The following is an 18,283-nucleotide window of genomic DNA, read 5'->3' as shown; positions in this document are numbered from 1 at the left end:
CTATCACCTCGTACCGGGTTGTGGCGGTAATGTGTTCTGCGCCGGTTCCGCGGCAGCAGGTTGTTGGAGAATGCTTATTGGCTGGTTATCGCTTTCTGCGTTTTCATGCACGATGGCATCCTCAGCTTGTTTGTTGAGCACCAGCAAACTAATGCGCCGGTTAATAGCGTCACCTGGACCACGATTAGTCAGGCGCATGGTTGATGACATCCCCACTACGCGCAGGACTTTGCCGTCGATTAAACCGCCTGCCATTAATTCACGCCGCGAGGCGTTGGCCCGGTCAGCGGAAAGTTCCCAGTTGCTATAACCGTGCTCGCCCATGGCATAAGGCAAGTCATCAGTGTGGCCGGATAGACTAATTTTATTTGGAAAATCATTCAGTAACGGCGCAATGCTGCGCAGAATATCGCGCATGTAAGGCTCAACTTCTGCACTGCCGTTTTTAAACATCGGACGGTTCTGACTGTCGATTATTTGTATCCGCAGTCCCTCCTGAACCAGATCAATTTGCAGATGTGGGCGCAGCGCGCGCAGCTTAGGGTCAGCTTCAATCAGTTGATCCAGTTTGTCTCCCAGCCGCTTGAGGCGGTTGGCTTCCATCCGTTTTCTGAGATCTTCGATATTCGGCTGTCTTTTCACTTCGCCTTGTTGCTGTGTCACATCATCGCCACCACCAGGAATCGGACTTTGGCTGTCGGCGATGCGTTGCCCACCGGTAATGGCAGCAGATAGTGGCGTACGGAAATAGTCGGCAATTTGCGCCAGTTCTTTAGGGCTGGAGATGGAAATCAGCCACATCACCAGAAAAAAAGCCATCATTGCGGTCATGAAGTCAGCGTAGGCAATTTTCCACGAACCGTGCGCGCCGCCGCCGTGGCCTTTATGCTTACGGCGTTTTACGACAATAATCGGGCGCGCGTTGTGCTTCATACTTCTTCTTCCGTGGCACGCGATTGCGCGTTCGGAGAGCGAACTGCACGAACATGTTCTTCCAGCTCAACAAAGGATGGGCGCTCGCTGGAGTAAAGGGTTTTACGGCCAAATTCGACAGCAATCGGCGGCGCATAACCATTCAGGCTTGAGAGCAATGTGACTTTTACGCACTGCATCATTTTGGTCGTTTCAGCGCTTTTTTGGCGTAAAACGGTCGCCAGCGGTGAAATAAATCCGTAGGCCAACAAAATACCGAGGAAGGTGCCGACCATTGCGTGGGCAATTAAAGAACCGAGTTCTGCTGCGGGTCTGTCGGCTGATGCCAGCGCGTGAACCACGCCCATAACTGCGGCAACAATACCGAAAGCCGGGAGTGAATCCCCCATGATGGCAAGGCTATTGGCTGGTATTTCAGCCTCACTTTCATGGGTTTCAATTTCCTCATCCATCAGCGCTTCAATTTCAAATGAGTTCATATTCCCGCTAATAATCAGGCGCAGGTAATCAATAATGAACTCCAGCATCAGAGTGTCGGCAAGAATACGCGGGTAACTGGCGAAGATTTCACTTTCTTTTGGATTTTCGATATCACGTTCGAGCGAAAACATCCCCTGTTGGCGCGACTTCGCCATCAGGCGATAAAGCAGCGCCATGAGATCCATATACATGCTTTTGGTGTATTTCGAGCGGCGAAACAGTAATGGCAACGCTTTTACCGTCGCCTTTATTGCCTTACCGTTATTACCGACGATAAAGGCCCCGATCCCCGCTCCGCCAATGATGACAAATTCAGCTGGCTGATAGAGTGCGCCAAGATGACCGCCGGTCATCATATAGCCGCCGAATACTGTCGCAATTACGACCAGATAACCTATTACAATCAGCACGAGTACATCCTTCTGCTGTTAAATGTGACGAGGAATCACAAATCAGAGGGGCAAACAGTCGGATGCGGGGCAAAAAAAAAGCAGCGATAATGGCTTATCGCTGCTGGAGTGTTTACCACACCGAACTGTTAAACGGCCTGTTTGACCTGTTCATCCAGCAGTTGTGGAATAATATCGGCAGTATTCGTAGAAAGTTTACGTCTTTTTACCGCTCTCGACGGCGGCTGGCATAAACTGCAAGCAAAGCTACCTGCGGGCTGATGTGCGTGAGTAATAAAGTTACCGCCGCAGCAGTTGCAACAGTTCAATTCAAGCATGTTACTTTCAACAAAACGCACCAGTGTCCAGGCGCGAGTCAGCGCCAACAGCGGCCCGCTTTCTTGTGCCGGGCATTGCTCCAGATACAAGCGGTATGCCTTAATGACTGCATCGACACCAGTACATAATCCGGTGCGCAGCAAGAACTGCCAGGCGTTGCAAAACATAGAAGCATGAATATTCTGCTCCCACGTCATAAACCAGTCGGTAGAAAAAGGCAGCATTCCTTTCGGTGGTGGGCTACCACGGAGCTCTTTATATAGTTTGATCAGTCGGCCACGGCTTAATTGCGTTTCGCTCTCCAGCATCTGCAATCTTGCGCCGAGCGTGATTAACTCCATCGCCAGTTGTATATCACGGGCTTCCTGAACAATACTTTTTTCGCTCATTTTGTTACGCCCTTTTTTTGCGAGGTGCCTCGTCTATTGCGGAGACCTCATTTAATAAGCGGGTAGATAACAAAATGCCAGTATGAATTTGCTGTAAATCATCCACACGAGAGTCTTGTGTCAGGCGGGTAATGGTTTGGTTATCGTTAAAGCGGAATTGGCAAATCAGCTGGTTAGTTTCCGCCAATTTCACCATTTGCGGCAATGTTAATTCACTCAGGGAATTGGCCATATCCTCGGTCACTCCCAAACGAAACATTGCTGAGGCTTTGTCGCTACTAATAAGGCGCTGCGCAAGCAACAAATACGATAAATTAATATCGTAGATATGTTTCAACAACTCGGATGTATGCATTTTGTTCATCCTGAAAAACTTACTTTTATACATGCGGTATTACCGCACCCCGTGAGTCGCCGAGAAATCCCGGTTAAAATTAAAACAACCAAAAAAGACAAATTCATTTGACTGATAACACGCACTGAATCCACCGACACGAAAATGCAGTGGAGACTTCCTTGTGGGTACGTTCTTATCCGAGCTTAAATTTCTGACATTAAATTAAGATTTTTCCTAATTCCGGGCAAACTCTACTCGTAGCCCTTTAGACATACAATGCGGATGCCTGCAAATTTTGAATTATATGTGACACAGATCACATATATTTACTTTATGACTCACCTTAAAACATCAGCAAGACTTTTCATTTGCTCATTAAACAATCAAACTCGAAATAACCGTTACGTTAATCTGGTAAAACCGTTTCGTTTGCCTAACAATCTGATGACTTACCATCAATAACGTGTCTTAAGACCTGGTTAGCTATGTGATTTATATCGCATTTTTTACCAAGCAATTTAATACGCTGTGATAACGCTTGTTTTTAGCACATTACGCCTTGAAGTTTTCTATTTCGTGTAAGAATGGCGATAAATTCTTACACCAGGATGACAACCGCAGTATCAATATAAATTAATACTAAAGTTTGATGGAAAAATGAGCTATCCAGGCACCCAGGCTGCTTCACAAGTTGTTTACATTAGAGTTATTAATCATTTTCCATGAGCAGACTCACATTTTCCATGGGTACTATTCTTGCGTAAGAATGTGAGTTGTAGTAAGGAAAATGCAAGTAATTTGTTATCAACAAGCGGGAGATTGTTATGAGTTACCAACATATATTGGTTGCTGTCGCCATCAGTCCAGAAAGCCAAATCCTGGTTGAAAAGGCGGTTTCAATCGCCCGGCCGGTGAATGGGAAAATTTCGCTGATTACACTCGCATCCGACCCCGAACTTTATAATCAATTTGCCGCACCAATGATGGAAAACCTGCGTGAATTAATGCTTGAAGAGACTCAACTTTTTATTGATGAACTGGTTAAAAAGGCAAATTACCCTATTATAGAAACGGTTATTGCTACCGGCGAATTAAGTGAGCACATTCTGGCAATATGTAATAAGGGATCTGTGGATTTAGTGATTTGTGGTAACCACAATCAATCCTTTTTTAGCAAGATAATTTGCTCCGCGAAAGCAGTGGTAGCATCCAGTCAGGTTGATGTTTTGCTCGTTCCGCTGAGATAAGCAGTATTTAAGTTAAATTTGGCTTATATCATCAGAAGTAAGAGGGGTATTGATCTTAAAATTGATGTCACTCAAAGCTAACTTCAAAACAAAAATTCAAAAGCTTATTCGATTTTGACCTGGCTCCGGATTTAAATAGCCAAGCCTTACGGTGAAATGGCAATTTAATGATCTGGCGAGGGTTGTCAGGGGGAAGATTTCCCCCTGACACGTTCACCGTTAGCGGGTTTGCAATGCAGGTAAATCATCTATGCGAACGGAATAATCACCGTCCGGCCATAGGCGGTGGAATAGCGTCATGCCAACTTAGGAAATGTCGCCACCTTCTTTCCCATCTCAAACTCCTCATTCCGTGGAGCAACCTGCTTCAAGTCCTCTATAAACCGCTTCTGCCAGTGGTGAATATCATTTTTCTCAATCACCGACATCATTTCGCTATGGCGTGATATCCGTTCGGCTAAAGGCATAGTTAACGCGCGATCCAGGGCTGCGGCAACGTCGTCACGGTCGTAAGGATTAACAATGAGTGCGGAGGATAATTCGTTTGCGGCACCGGCGAATTTCGACAACACCAGCACACCCGGATTAGCAGGGTCCTGAGCCGCGACATACTCTTTTGCCACCAGATTCATCCCATCACGCAGTGGAGTTACTAAGCCAACATCCGCATGGCGGAATACTTTCATTACCAGCTTGCGGTCAAAATGTTGATTCAAATAGTACAGCGGTGTCCAGCCCAGCTGACCGTACTTACCATTGATGCGCCCCGCTTCAGTTTCCAACTGATGACGAATATCCTGATACGCCTGCACATCGCCACGCGAAGTGGGTGCAATTTGCGTGTAACGGATTTTCCCGTGGTGCTGGGGATAATTTTCCAGTAGCGCTTCAAAAGCGAGAAACCGTTCAGGCAATCCTTTGGAATAATCCAGTCGCTCAACCGAAAAGATGTTTTTGATACTCCCCAATTCCGCTTTAAGCTGCGCCAACTTCGGCGGCAGCGGACCCTGAGCGCTCTTTTTGATTTCTTCTGGTTCGATACCTATCGGATATACTTCCGTGCGAAACGTATTGCCATACGCCTGATGCTGGTTTTTATCCAGGCTATCAAGCCGCGTCTGGCTTGCCACACAATCCAGGAATGCCTGGCGATCGTTTTCCGTCTGAAAACCCAGTAAATCGTACTCACACAACGCTTCAAGTAACTCCTCATGCGGCGGGAGCGCGTTAAATACTTCTGACGTTGGGAATGGAATATGTAAGAAAAAACCGATGCGGTGATTTAGCCCTTGTTTGCGACAATCTGCAGCGAAGGGCAGCAGATGGTAGTCATGTACCCATAAGACATCGTCTTTTTCCAACAATGGCTTAAGCTTGCTCGCAAGCATGGTATTAACCCGTTGATAGCCTTCCCAGGCTTCACGCTGATAATCGACCAGGTCCAGACGATAGTGAAACGCCGGCCAAAGGACAGCGTTGGAAAATTGCAGATAATAGCTTTCGTAGTCTTCTTTGCTGAGATTGAAAGAAGCCCAGGTGATGTTGCCCCGTTTAGTCTTTTGTAATGCAGCATCGGGGTCACCGACCTCTCCACTCCAGCCAAACCACAGCCCTCCGGCCGTCTTTAAAGCCCCCAAAATCCCCACAGCCAAGCCACCTGCACCGCCTTTCTTATCGTCCGGTGGCGCAATGCGATTAGAGACTACCACTAAGCGACTCATAATCTTCTCCCCGTAAAATATCTGACTTTTGTTGTTCTATGTGTTGCGTTAATTTGCCAAGCCAGTGATAAACCATGCGCACGTTTGCCAGTCGGAAGTTAGCAATCGTGTCGCCATTTCCCACTTTAATGGTCACCCCTCCAAGGGCGTTAACCTGTTTGAACCCTGCTTCATCTGTTAAATCATCACCAATAAAAATCGGTGTGCGGCCCGCAAAGGGTGCTTCCTGCATAAATGCGCGAATAGCAGCACCTTTATCGATGCCCAAAGGTTTCAACTCCACGACACATTTCCCCGGTTGCAACGCCAGTTCAGGAAAGTGCAGTGTCATTTGCTGTGCCAATTCAAAAATAGCCTCTTCTGCTTCGGGCGCCTGGCGGTAATGCAGCGCAAAAGCCATCCCTTTAGCTTCAAGTTCAGTACCTGGAAGCTGTAAAAGCGCATTGCTTAAATGCTGATGTAATGCGGTTACTACCGGTTCAGGGAGCGTCACTACATGGGTTTTATCATTGATATCACGGCGTTCTGCCCCATGCACACCCGCGAGTGGGAAGTGAAAGGGAGTGGCGAGCTTATCTAGCTCAGTCATTGAGCGCCCTGAAATCAATGCCAACGCCCCACCACTCATGACAGACATTTTTTGCAGCAATGTGCGCACCGCAGCGGGAATATAAACCTGGTCCGGGTGCGGTTTGATTTCTGCAAGCGTGCCATCGAGGTCGAAGAAAAAGGCAAGGTTTCCTGAAAGTAGAGGCGGTACAGATGCAACTTCAGCCACCAGCGGCTCCTCCTTACATAGTTAGTATTACTACCGTAACGGTAGATTATGATTAGCCATGTAAGTATAGACAGGGTGACGGGTGTCGCAATTTTCCAGGATAAATCGCCAGGCCGCATATGGCCTGGCGTTTCGGTATGGCAGGTGTCAGAAGAAGCTTGCGATAAGTCCTGAAATAGCCACAAGACCCATAACCGTAACGAAGATATTGCTCACTTTGCCACGGAATTTCGCCAGCGCAGGAATTTTGTGGATAGCATACATCGGCATGATAAACAGGATCATCGCGATGATTGGGCCGCCCAGCGATTCAATCATGCCAAGGATGCTTGGATTAAGTGTTGCCACCAACCACAGGCTCAGCAGGAAGAACAGAGCGATAGCTTTATTCAGTTTGCGGTCATCAAAACGCTTGCCGTTGTGGCGGGCAATTTTTTTCACCAGTCCGTGCAGACCTTCGCGTGCTCCCAGGTAGTGACCGAAGAAGGAGCTGGAAATTGCCAGAATTGCTACCAGTGGGCCAAAGATGGAGATCAGCGGATTATCGAATTTGTTAGCAAGGAAGCTCAGCATTGAAATATTTTGCTGTTTTGCTGCCATCAAATCTGCCGGCGTTACACTTAGCACGCAGCTGAAGACAAACAACATAACAAACGCCAGCAGAATGGTGGATGTTTTGCGCAGCGTCTGGCTGGCTTTTTCATCTGCCTGGTTGCCATATTCACGACGCTGAGACAACGCAAATGAGGAGATAGCCGGTGAGTGGTTAAAAGCAAAGACCAACACCGGAATAGTCAGCCACATAGTTGTAGTGAAATCTAGCGCAGTAGGTACTTGGGAAAGAGCGGCCGTGTTCCAGTGTGGAATCAAATATAAAGAGAGGAACAGCAGGATGCCGACTAACGGGTAAACCATCAGCTCGGTAATTTTCAGCATCACACGTTCACTCGTCAGCATCACCGCCATCAGCGCGACAATCAGCACAATTGACAAAATCACACGCGGTGGTGAAGCCATTCCCAGTTGGTTGACCATTAGCGAATCAATGGTGTTGGTGATACCAACGCCGTAAATCAACAGAATTGGGTAGATTGCGAAGAAGTACAGCAGAGTAATTAAGATGCCCGCTTTAGCTCCGAAATGTTCTTCCACCACTTCGGTGATATCGCTGCCAGGGTTACGTGATGATAAGACAAAACGAGCAAGCCCCCGGTGAGCAAGCCAGGTCATTGGCCCAACGATAACCGCCAGCGCCACTAACGGCCAGAATCCGCCCATCCCTGCGTTGATCGGGAGAAATAACACCCCTGCCCCGACCGCCGTACCAAAAAGGCTAAGAACCCAGGTAGTATCAAACTTACGATTCCCGGGAACATGCACTTTACTACTGGTGTAATTAACATCACTGCTCATTGGCTCATCTCCTTGAGGCCGAATTCAGGCTGCCAACTCTACTTTAGCCGCGTGATTGTTACAGTGATTCATATCCTGGTTTGAATTAGTTTATGGCGGGAAATACTAACAATCTAATCAATATCACATTTAAACACTGGATATCTTATTTGCATAAAAATTAAACAATGTTGATGACAAAAAAAATGGTGGATGTCGCTTTCGCTAATCCACCCCCAAAAAAGAACTCACACCCTTTACCGCTACAATGTATTCCCACTACCCGAAATCAGCGCAGCAGAACCAAGCCGTTAAACCGTGCGTTTTGCTTTCTGTTTGTAGCGGTCGAAGATGACAGCAGCAAGCAGAATCAAGCCGCGCACCACATATTGCGAGAAAGGCGAAATGTTCAGCAGGTTCATGGCATTTTCCACGGTGCCAAGAATCAAAATCCCGGCAATCACGTAGGAAATTTTACCAATCCCACCTTTGAGTGATACCCCACCCAACACGCAGGCTGAAATTACAATCAACTCGTAACCAATAGACGTCATTGGCTGGCCACTGGTCATACGCGAAGCAAGGATAATCCCTGCTGCTGCCGACACTAATCCCGAGAGAATAAAGATGATGATTTTAGTGCGCACCACTGGCACACCCGCCAGACGTGCCGCTTCTTCGTTGCCACCAATCGCCAATGTGTTACGGCCAAAGGTCGTTTTGTTGAGCAGGAAACCAAAGATTATCAGACACGCAACGGTCAGCCAGATGGGTGCAGGCAGCCCTAACCAGTTGGCATAACCCAGTGCAAAGAAGCGTTCATCCTCGATGCCCACCGCTTTACCATCAGAAATGATGTATGCGAGGCCGCGTACAATTTGCATGGTGGCAAGCGTGGTGATAAGTGCGTTGATTTTTAGTTTTGCAATAACAAAACCGTTCACCAGGCCGCATAACACACCGAGCAACAGCCCTGCCGCCACACCAATCCACAGGCTTTCTGTCATGTTGATGACTACCGCCGTGGTGACCCCGGCACATGCAATCACCGACGCAACGGACAAATCGAAATCACCAGATGCCAGGCAGAACAACATGCCACAAGCCACCATTCCCGACATTGAGATGGCAAGCCCTAATCCCTTCATATTCACGAAAGAAGAGAAATTCGGTACGAAAATAGCGCAGGCAATAAACAGAACGGCGAACACCACCAGCATGCCGTAGTTATCCCAGATACGCCCAAGACTCAGGGCCGACTTCTTATTGCTGTCACCTGATGTAGTTAATGCAGACATTTTTATCTCCTTACTCATGCGGCAGACGCACTGGTTTTTGGCATTGCCAGACTTAATGCTTGTTGCTCATTGGTTTCGCCATGCAGCAATTCACCGGCTATTTCCCCTTCGCGCATCACGATAATGCGGTCCGCAAGGCCAAGCACTTCGGGCAGATCGCTTGATGCAAACAGCACAGCTACACCTTGTGCAGCAAGGGCATAAATCACGTTATAGATTTCGTGTTTTGCCCCAACATCAATGCCGCGCGTTGGCTCATCAAGTAAAATCACTTTCATCTCCTCCGACAGCCAGCGTCCTAAAATCGCTTTTTGCTGGTTGCCACCGGAGAGGTTCATGATCAGCTGCTCAGCTGAAGGAGTTTTAATGTTCAGCGAACGGATATGCGAGGCGGCATTGTCTGTTTCCCAGCGGTTGTTTATCAGACAACCGGCGCTAATATGCTTACGCCGCGCACTAATATTGATATTGTCACGCACCGAATGCACCGGAATAATGCCGTCAGCTTTGCGGTCTTCCGGGCACAGCATCATGCCGGCACGAATCGCATCAGCGGGCTTATTAATATTGATAACCTCGCCATCAATTAATACTTTGCCATCGGTGATACGCGTACCGCCAAACATGCCTTTCATCAGTTCACTCCGACCGGCACCGACCAGACCAAACAGACCGACAATTTCACCACTACGCACTGAAAGCGAAATAGGTGTCCGTACCCCAGGGGCTTTTACACCATCAAGGCGTAAACGCTCAGCCCCATGTTCACGAGGTTTCCAGCCATAGACATCACCAAGATCGCGCCCAACCATCGCCTGCACCAGCGAGTCATGACTGACCTGCTTCATATCATCAAAGGTGCGCACGTAGCGCCCGTCTTTAAACACGGTGATGGCATCACTGAGAGCAAAGATTTCCTCCATACGATGCGAGACGTAGAGGATCACGCGGCCTTCGGCGCGTAACTCACGGATGACGCGAAACAGGTTGTCGATTTCACGACGGGAGAGAGAACTGGTCGGTTCATCAAAGGCGATCACTTTCGCATTACGCGCCAGCGCCTTAGCTATTTCGACCATCTGCCATTGGCCGATGGATAAATATTTGAGCGGAGTGCTTGGGTCAATATCCAGCCCGAGATGCTCAAGCTGTAACTTTGCTTCGTAATTCAGTAAAGAGCGGTTCACAAACCCCGCTTTATGAGGTAGCTGTCCGAGGTAAATATTCTCTGCGACCGACATTTCCGGCACCAGATGAAGCTCCTGATAAATAATCGCGACTCCGGCATTAAGCGCTGCGGGAGTGTCGGCAAAAGCCACTTCCTCACCGCGCAGGGCAATACAGCCTTGAGTTGGAGCATAATTGCCACTCAAAATTTTCAGCAGCGTTGATTTCCCTGCGCCATTCTCCCCCATTAGTGCGTGAACTTGCCCGGCATAACAGTCGAAACTGATGTCCTGTAAGGCTTTCACGCCGGGGAAAGTTTTGCCTATACCACGAAAAGAGAGATACGGTGTCTCATGTTGCATGACATACCCCAATGTTGAAGGGCGGATGGGCATAAACCTCATCCGCCAAAGAGATTACTTACCGCCGAGGCCTTTTTTAGCCAGCTCTTCTTTAAAGTTGTCGCGAGTGATCAGTACCACGTCGGTAACTTCAGTGAACTTCGGTGGCTCTGCACCTTTGGTGACCCAGTTGTAGAGCATTTCGCTACTTTTATAGCCGTGTACATCCGGGCTTGGGAGCAAAGATCCGTAGAAACCAGTGGCATTAGCTTTCGACAGTTCACTTACGGCATCCACACCATTAATACCTACACCAATAACATCCGGCGCTTTAAAGCCCTGCCCTTCAGTGGCACGCACGCCACCCAGCACGGTGTTGTCGTTCATGCCAACAATTAGCCAGTGTTTCACTTCAGGGTGTTGAACCAACATGGAGTTAGCGGCATCGAAAGCCCCAGGGATGTCGTTAGATTTGGTCGGTACTTTGTAGATTTGTTTTTCTGGGAAACCAGCTGCTTTCAGAGCTTCCATTGAACCAGAAGTACGGCGACGGGCAGTATCGAGCTCGTCAGACGTAATCGCCATTACCGCGGATTCTTTCACGTCCCAACCGCGTTTTTGCATCTCTTTGTACAGCTCTTGCCCCTGGCGTTCACCGATTTTGGTCGCCGCCATCATCACTAATGGCACGGTATCCATTGGCTTGCCTTTCGCGTTGACGAACTGGTCATCAACGGCAATGACTTTCATGTCGTAGCTTTTGGCTTTCGCCACAATTGCCGAACCCAGTTTTGGATCGGGAGTACAAATCACAAAGCCTTTCGCGCCGCTGGCGGCCAGGCTATCGATAGCATTAAGGGTTTTTTCACCGTCAGGAACGGCAATTTTAATCACTTCAAAGCCAAGATCTTTCCCGGCTTTATCAGCAAATTTCCATTCGGTCTGGAACCATGGTTCTTCCGGTTGCTTCACCAGGAAACCCAGCTTCATTGTTTCTGCGATAGCGGATTGTGACATAATTGCAGCAATGCCAATTGCCGCCAGCGCTTTAGTAAATTTGTGCATGGTATTCTCCAGCTCGATTTTATTTTCTGTAGGGTAAGGTTTAGTTAAAACAAGCCATTAGCCGTATGAGCTTTTTGCTTCCGGGCTGGAGATAGTTGTAGCGGGAAATTAATAGTCCATAAGAGAGCGCAATCACATGGCAGAAATACAGTAAGACCGTGCATGTATTCAGCAATAAAAGACATAAAAATAGGGGTTTATGTCGGACAAATGAAATATGCGTTAGCAGGTTTATCCATAAATTCAGCGCTAAGGTGGATAAGCTGATTTATCTAAATAAAGATTGAGGAAGACGGGTCAGTATTGCGCTCACCCGCCGGTATTTCTGATCATTACCATTGATAATAGATATGTTCCGCGTGATCGCGCGCAGAGGCTTCGTCGCCTTCAAGGCGCGCGGCAATGGTCAGGGCAAAATCGAATACTTTTCCCAGCCCTCTGCCGCTTATCAAATTGCCATCTTCGACTACGTCAGCATCAACATATTCACCATCCGTCACCTGCTGCCACAAATCCCCAGAACAGACGTAGCGGCGACCTTTAAGCAAACCGTTACCACCCAGGACGCGTGCCGCAGCAGAGCAAATCGGGCAGATTAATTTGCCAAGATCGTCATGACGACGCACGAAAGCAATCACGTTAGCGCTTTGGGCCAGAAAGACACTGCCGTCTGGGCCGCCAGGCAGCACAACGGCATCGAATGTTTCATCAAAACATTCACTCAGCGTAGCGTCTGCCACCATCGGAATATCGTGGTAACTCACCACCGCACGGGTATCGACGCAAGAAAGTGTGCACACCTCTATTTTAAGGCGACGCAGAATATCAATAGTAACAATGGCTTCGGCTTCTTCAAAACCGGGTGCCAGCAAAACTGCAACGGTTTTCATCATCACTCTCCATGTTGCCCCCGCAATATGACGGGGGCGATAAACTTACCAGTAGAGACTCCACACCTGGCGCACACGTGCCAGCGCTTCCAGGTAGAAATAGTCTCCCCAACTGCAACATTCATCCACCCCTTTGCCGCTCGCCATGTGGTAGACCGAGTGTTTCAGCAGACCTTCACATGGCTCATCGTCACGCGCCAGATAGTTATCGGTGAGCGACTGGATAATACGCAGCGCCATCTCTTCGTAGTGGGCGCGATGTTCGTCCAGCACCGGCAGTACTTTCACTAACTCCAGCAGGCCACAGGCAGTAATCGCGGCAGCTGAACTGTCGCGCACCGCATCGGTGCCAAGCAATGCCAGATCCCAGTGGCACACGTCATCTTCCGGGAGGCGGTTGATAAAGTAATGCGCCAGGCTGCGGGTGAGATCCACCATGCTCTTGTCGCCGGTATACAAATACGTGAGCAAGAAACCGTAGATGCCCCACGCCTGCCCGCGCGACCAGCATGAGCTGTCGCTGTAACCCTGATGCGTATTGCCAAACCGCGGCTCGCCGGTTTTTACATCCATATAGTAAGTATGGAATGTCGAAGCGTCCGGGCGAACAATGTACTTCGCCGCCTGATCCGCGTGTGCCGTAGCGGCCTGCGCGTAGCGTTCGTCGCCCGTTTGCTGGCTTGCCCAATAAAGCAGCGGAAGGTTCATATTACAGTCAATAATCATCCTTCCCTGTTGTTCTGGATCATTCAAATCGCCCCACGCCTGAATGATTTTTGCCACCGGGTTAAAACGCTCCATCAGAATATCCGCCGCTTGCAGCGCGGTCTGGCGGGCGGTTTCATTGCCGGTTAAACGCCAGGCGTTAACGCACGACAACGTGTAAAGGAAGCCCAAATCGTGGGTAGCGGTTTCGATGCGCTTGTCTAAACGCTGTTTAAAAGAAGGCAGATAACGCTCTGCCGCCTGGCGATATTTTTCATCGCCGGTCATCTCCCATGCCAGCCACAGTTGCCCTGGCCAGAAACTGGTGGTCCACTCATTATTCTCCGAAGGTTTCCATTTGCCGCCTTCGCAGGCTTCGTTAGGGAATTTGTCTCCTACGGCAACAATGGTCTTATCCAGCTTTGTAGTGACACTTTGCAAAGCCGCATCCAGCTTGCGTTTCAGGGCCAGGCGGTCTACTTGATGCAATTCAATAGGGCGCAGTGGCTCGGTCACAACTTTTTCAGTGACTACAGAACGGGTCATAACGTCTCCTTAATTAATGTTTTACCGGTTCGACCGGTGAAGTGTCTAAAGCGGGTGAGAATGTCTGAGATTCAGCGCGTTTTGACTGGCAACGCGAGAGTGTGAAAGCGGAAATCAGGGTGAAGACCAGCGCGCAGCAGCCCATCATTAAGTAGGTGTGTGCGAAGCCGATTTTGTCGTACAGATAGCCTGCAGGCGGTGCCACTACTACCGAGCCGACATAAATCATCGCCTGATAACCCAGCAGATACATGGTGGCGTTGACCTTCTGGTGGAAATGCTCGGCGATGTACTTGAACACGGAGATCAGCAGCAGGGCAATTTCGACGCCGTAGAACGGTTTGATAATGGAAATCACCAGCGGATCGGTGGTCAGGCCGGACGCTATCAGGCGCAAACCGACGACGCAGCCGCAGAGCAACAACCCTTTTTTGGCACCGTAATGGTTTACCAGCACCGGGATGAACATCATCATCACGAATTCCATGCCGGACTGCAGCGTGCTGAGGTAGCCGTACCAGGCGTTGCCCTGCTCTTTGGTATCGAAGAAAGAGACGAAGTAGCGTGGGAATTGCTGTTCAGCAACAAACATCATCCATGCCACGCCTGCGACATACAGGCTGAACATCCAGAACTTACGGTTTTTCAGCAACATCAGAACATCGGAAAAGACGATTTTATTCGCTGAAATCACATTGTTATTGCGCAGTTGTTCATCGCCAATTTTCAGGCTGATCAGCACCAGCAACATCAATACGGAGGTCGTGCTGCTGACAAGGAAGTTTGCCAGCGGCGTGTAGTTGAACAGCAGGCCGGAAACCGACGCCGCCATTGCCCAACCGAGCGATCCCCACATGCGAATGCGCCCAAATTCCAGACCATACAATCGGCTAAAGCGGTCGGCGTACGACTCGGAAGCCGCAACGCCTGCGTACCAGCCGAGGCTCAAATAAAACGCGCCAATCACAATGCCAATCGTGGTGTGCGAAAGCAGCAGCGGCTGATAAACCGTGACAAAGAACGGGGCCATTAACGCCGAGATGGCGCAGACAAAATAGAGCAGCCATTTGCTCATGCCGATTTTGTCCATGATATAGCCGTAGACCGGCTTCATCACCACGGCGAACACGCCGTTAATCGCAAAAACGCTGCCGATGGTAATGCTGTCTAATCCCACTTTTTGGCTCAACCACAGAGCATATAACCCGAAGCTTGAGGACCAGGTGAAAAAGTAGAGAAAGATAAACGTGCTCATTTTTATTTGAGCGGTACGCGTTGGTGTTGAACTATTCATTCATGGTTCTCCAGAAACAAGACGTGTTTTTGGTGGTGGCCCATCACCAGGCGTACAGCGCCCTCGCTGATAATGGCTTGCGGGCAAGCGTGTTCATCAAAGCCGTCACAATCCCCTGCCCAAACGGCGCTGATTAAGAGATGCGTTCCTGCGTTTAATTCACCGCGCAGCAGCGGAATGGCAGCGCGTTCGGCGAACAATAAGTTGCTGTTTGGTGGAGTTAAAACCTGCTCCCCGTTCCGCGGTTGCGGGCTTAAACAGGTGATAGCGCTGGTATCGGTAGCCGTTTTGAGAACGCTGTTTGCAAGCGTCAGATCGGCGTGCGGCAGCGGGCGATTGGGCAAACTAAAACCGCCTTCGGCACAGTCCAAATCACGGGAGGTTTTGATGTGATGCATCCGTACCTGCCAGTCGCCAAGCGGCACCAGCCAGGTGTCGATAATGACGTCATTCCACGGCAGCCAGCGGCTATAAATCATGCCGTCGGCGGTGGTGACGTGCTGGCATTCGCGACGTCCACGCCAATAGTTATCTTTCTCGGATAACAGCAACATCGAGTCAGGTGCCGCATGGTTCAGCCCGTAGCGCCCGCGTTCAATGGTGAAACCGTAACGTGTGGAATAGGCAAATTTGCAGTATTTAGCTTCGGTATTAACGAAGTTATTTAGCTCAAGCTGCCCGGATGTCAGCATCCATAAGTGGTTATCCTGATGAACCAGAATTTGCGCAGCGTGGGGAATGCTGTGTTCTGCTTCACGGGCGGGTAGCGGTAATTCTTGCCCCTGCCAGAAGGCATCGTTTTCACCTAACGCCAGCACCAGCATGGTTTTCAGCCCCCAATACGGCGAACCCGGCGCGTTGTAATCTTCCGCCATAATCAGGTTGGGATAGCTGTAGCCCACGCTCAGCACGCCATCGCGGTCAAACAGCGGCTGTTGCAACCACCAGCGTAAATGGCGCAGAACGATGCCTTTCACCACGCCCGGTTCGTAAACCTCAAGCCCGGCAAAAGCAGCGGCACTCCAGAATGCGGCTTGCGCAAAGCGATAAGTGAGGCTGCGACCGAACGGAATGGCCGCACCGTCATCCGCGAAGAAATGGATAAAATCGACGGCAAATTCCGTAGCGCGCTGGAGCAATTTTTGGCAGCGCTGCGGATCAACGTCGGCCATTAATTTGGCGTAGATCAGCCCGTAAAAATGAAAGCCCATCGAAATGTAGTAATCACGCGGGCGGCCTGGGCCATCTGAATACCAGCCGTCGCCGAGGTAATAATGTTCCATGGCGGCAAAATGCTTTTCCAACGTGTCGGCATTGTTTGGCATCCCGCAGTGGTGGAAACCGACCTGCACCAGAATCGGGAAGAAATGCCAGTTGTTGTCCGGGATATCGTGGTTTTCGCTCTGCTTCAGCCATTGCCAGAGATGGTATTTCTCCTGCTCGTTAAAGTGCGCCAGCAGCGGTTTATGCGCTACAGCCAGCATTAATCCGTAGGCCGCCATTTCCACAATGCGCTGATCGTAAGGAGCCACTTCGCCCCAATATTCTGCGTGGTCAGGATTAGTACCGTTTTTTATTGCCTGGATATAAAAAGAGAGTTGCTCCGGCTCGTACCCTCCCGCCAAAAGTGGCGTCACGCCCCATAACAAGCGCGAGAAAGTTTCCATATTGGCAATTTTTTGCCCGTAATGGGCAGTGAAATTTGCCAGGTCGACACCACTGGCCTCTTTTTTAAAGAATGGCGAAACGGCATTCAATAATTCATTCACCAGTTTATGCAGATCATCCCTGCATTTTAGAGGGTTGTTCAGGGTAATATGTTCAGGTTGCACAATGTCCTCCCGCTAGACACGAGAATAATCTAAGTTATTGTTATTCATAATTTGTGCACGCTAGTTCAGCGCGTTGATGCAAAGAGTAGTCGCTTTTATTCCTGGCTCAGAGTGAGCCGCATCACAAAACTAAACCGTTATTTCACTTTCACTGGATTTTTCTAAATCGAAGGGCAATAAATTACAAATCATGGCGTAAAAACTTAAAATTATTGTCCTGGAGGGGAAATGAGCGAACAGCAATTTATGGAGCGGATTACGCTTGATAGCCAGGTTATCTCATTTCATCGTCTGCGAGCCTCCAGCGCGCAATATTATCACTGGCATCAGTGTGTCGAGTTTTTATATATTTCAAAAGGATATGGCATTGTGGTGGTCGATAATCAGCATTACACCGCACGGCCTGGGCGCTTATTTATCTTCCCGCCCTTCCGTTTGCATAAGGTTCATGTCGATGCCAATGACAAAAACCAGTATCACCGCACAACCATGCACATTGAACACTCTTCTGTTATCAGTACATTGCATGGTTTTCCACGCCAGCAGGCTCAATTTTCAGCCCTCGCCGCCAGCAACGTCCCGGCACAAATTTACGATTTAAGTGAGCAGGCCAGCTACATGGAAGTGATTCTCGAGCAGTTCGACAAACTCGACCCCACGGAGCACTCCACCGCCAGCGATGTTGCGTTTATGGTGATGCAAATTATGGCCTTCCTGCCCGCTCAACCGCAGCTATTGATCCCGCAACAACAGACTGTTGCATCCCGTATCATGCAGTGGGTTGAGAGTAACTATAGTGAGAAGTTTTCTCTGGATGAGTTGGCGCAATCCATTGGTTTATCACGCAGCTATACCTCCAGGATTTTTCGTCAACAAACAGGCGGCAGTATTCATGAGTATTTGCTGACGCGGCGCATAAAGAAAAGTTGTGATCTATTGCGCACTTCACCATTAAGCATTGAAGCTATCGCCCTGGAGGTAGGGTTTATAGAAGTTACCTACTTCATCACCTGTTTTAAAAAAATGATGTCCCAGACACCATTGCAGTATCGTAAACGGTCACGGGCTCATTCAACTGAAGGGCTCAAAATATGATCTGACACAATAAACCACCTCATAGTGGATTAATTATTCAGTGTT

Annotated in this window: 16 protein-coding genes; 2 read left to right on the top strand and 14 right to left on the bottom strand. The window is 49.1% G+C overall.

What is annotated here, in order from left to right:
- Positions 1–3: 3 nt before the first annotated feature.
- The 4 genes from motB to flhD form a co-directional block, all read right to left on the bottom strand.
- The gene (motB, locus tag LVQ76_RS10115; protein ID WP_034455086.1) at positions 4–933 is read right to left on the bottom strand and encodes a flagellar motor protein MotB; all 930 of its coding nucleotides are present in this window, start codon (positions 931–933) and stop codon (positions 4–6) included.
- Positions 930–1,823 (bottom strand): flagellar motor stator protein MotA, encoded by an 894-nt coding sequence (motA, locus tag LVQ76_RS10110; protein WP_151994693.1) that lies wholly within the window; start codon positions 1,821–1,823, stop codon positions 930–932. Before motA ends, motB begins: the two co-directional genes overlap by 4 nt.
- Positions 1,824–1,951: 128 nt before the next feature.
- A complete protein-coding gene (gene flhC, locus LVQ76_RS10105) occupies positions 1,952–2,530 on the bottom strand; it encodes a flagellar transcriptional regulator FlhC (RefSeq protein WP_151994694.1) in 579 nt (192 codons plus the stop codon).
- Positions 2,531–2,534: 4 nt separating this feature from the next.
- On the bottom strand, positions 2,535–2,885 hold the full coding sequence (gene flhD, locus LVQ76_RS10100; protein ID WP_034455083.1) for a flagellar transcriptional regulator FlhD: 351 nt from the start codon (positions 2,883–2,885) through the stop codon (positions 2,535–2,537).
- Positions 2,886–3,691: 806 nt separating this feature from the next.
- Here flhD and uspC point away from each other — a divergent pair.
- A complete protein-coding gene (gene uspC / locus LVQ76_RS10095) occupies positions 3,692–4,114 on the top strand; it encodes a universal stress protein UspC (protein WP_232905276.1) in 423 nt (140 codons plus the stop codon).
- A 296-nt stretch (positions 4,115–4,410) separates the two neighbouring features.
- On the opposite strand, the gene otsA is transcribed toward uspC, so the two are convergent.
- The 10 genes from otsA to LVQ76_RS10045 all read right to left on the bottom strand — a co-directional run bounded on the left by otsA (position 4,411) and on the right by LVQ76_RS10045 (position 17,143).
- On the bottom strand, positions 4,411–5,835 hold the full coding sequence (gene otsA / locus LVQ76_RS10090) for an alpha,alpha-trehalose-phosphate synthase (RefSeq protein WP_232921552.1): 1,425 nt from the start codon (positions 5,833–5,835) through the stop codon (positions 4,411–4,413).
- Positions 5,810–6,613: a trehalose-phosphatase gene (otsB, locus tag LVQ76_RS10085; protein WP_232921551.1), complete on the bottom strand. Its 804-nt coding sequence runs from the start codon at positions 6,611–6,613 to the stop codon at positions 5,810–5,812. The genes otsA and otsB overlap by 26 nt, the downstream gene beginning before the upstream one ends.
- A 147-nt stretch (positions 6,614–6,760) precedes the next feature.
- On the bottom strand, positions 6,761–8,026 hold the full coding sequence (locus LVQ76_RS10080; protein ID WP_232864790.1) for an HAAAP family serine/threonine permease: 1,266 nt from the start codon (positions 8,024–8,026) through the stop codon (positions 6,761–6,763).
- 290 nt (positions 8,027–8,316) lie between these two features.
- On the bottom strand, positions 8,317–9,303 hold the full coding sequence (araH, locus tag LVQ76_RS10075; RefSeq protein ID WP_232921550.1) for an L-arabinose ABC transporter permease AraH: 987 nt from the start codon (positions 9,301–9,303) through the stop codon (positions 8,317–8,319).
- Between the two features lie 14 nt (positions 9,304–9,317).
- A complete protein-coding gene (araG, locus tag LVQ76_RS10070; RefSeq protein WP_232921549.1) occupies positions 9,318–10,832 on the bottom strand; it encodes an L-arabinose ABC transporter ATP-binding protein AraG in 1,515 nt (504 codons plus the stop codon).
- Positions 10,833–10,886: 54 nt separating this feature from the next.
- The gene (locus tag LVQ76_RS10065) at positions 10,887–11,876 is read right to left on the bottom strand and encodes an arabinose ABC transporter substrate-binding protein (protein WP_232864788.1); all 990 of its coding nucleotides are present in this window, start codon (positions 11,874–11,876) and stop codon (positions 10,887–10,889) included.
- A gap of 332 nt (positions 11,877–12,208) precedes the next feature.
- On the bottom strand, positions 12,209–12,766 hold the full coding sequence (locus tag LVQ76_RS10060) for a DJ-1 family glyoxalase III (protein ID WP_232921577.1): 558 nt from the start codon (positions 12,764–12,766) through the stop codon (positions 12,209–12,211).
- 45 nt (positions 12,767–12,811) lie between these two features.
- On the bottom strand, positions 12,812–14,017 hold the full coding sequence (locus LVQ76_RS10055) for a glycoside hydrolase family 88 protein (protein WP_232864787.1): 1,206 nt from the start codon (positions 14,015–14,017) through the stop codon (positions 12,812–12,814).
- Positions 14,018–14,030: 13 nt separating this feature from the next.
- On the bottom strand, positions 14,031–15,311 hold the full coding sequence (locus LVQ76_RS10050; protein ID WP_151994704.1) for an oligosaccharide MFS transporter: 1,281 nt from the start codon (positions 15,309–15,311) through the stop codon (positions 14,031–14,033).
- Positions 15,308–17,143 carry a DUF2264 domain-containing protein gene (locus LVQ76_RS10045; protein WP_232921548.1) on the bottom strand — a complete coding sequence of 612 codons (1,836 nt, stop codon included), beginning with the start codon at positions 17,141–17,143 and terminating at the stop codon, positions 15,308–15,310. Before LVQ76_RS10045 ends, LVQ76_RS10050 begins: the two co-directional genes overlap by 4 nt.
- 228 nt (positions 17,144–17,371) lie before the next feature.
- Between LVQ76_RS10045 and LVQ76_RS10040 the strand changes: the two genes are divergently transcribed.
- Positions 17,372–18,238, top strand: coding sequence for an AraC family transcriptional regulator (locus LVQ76_RS10040; protein WP_232864784.1), 867 nt, complete (start codon positions 17,372–17,374; stop codon positions 18,236–18,238).
- Positions 18,239–18,283 lie beyond the last annotated feature (45 nt).

It is taken from the genome of Buttiauxella cochleicola (assembly GCF_021283185.1).
In the GTDB taxonomy this organism is placed as follows: Bacteria; Pseudomonadota; Gammaproteobacteria; order Enterobacterales; family Enterobacteriaceae; genus Buttiauxella; species Buttiauxella massiliensis.
Note: the sequence above shows the minus strand (reverse complement) of the source record. Positions and strands in the feature narration are given on the sequence as shown.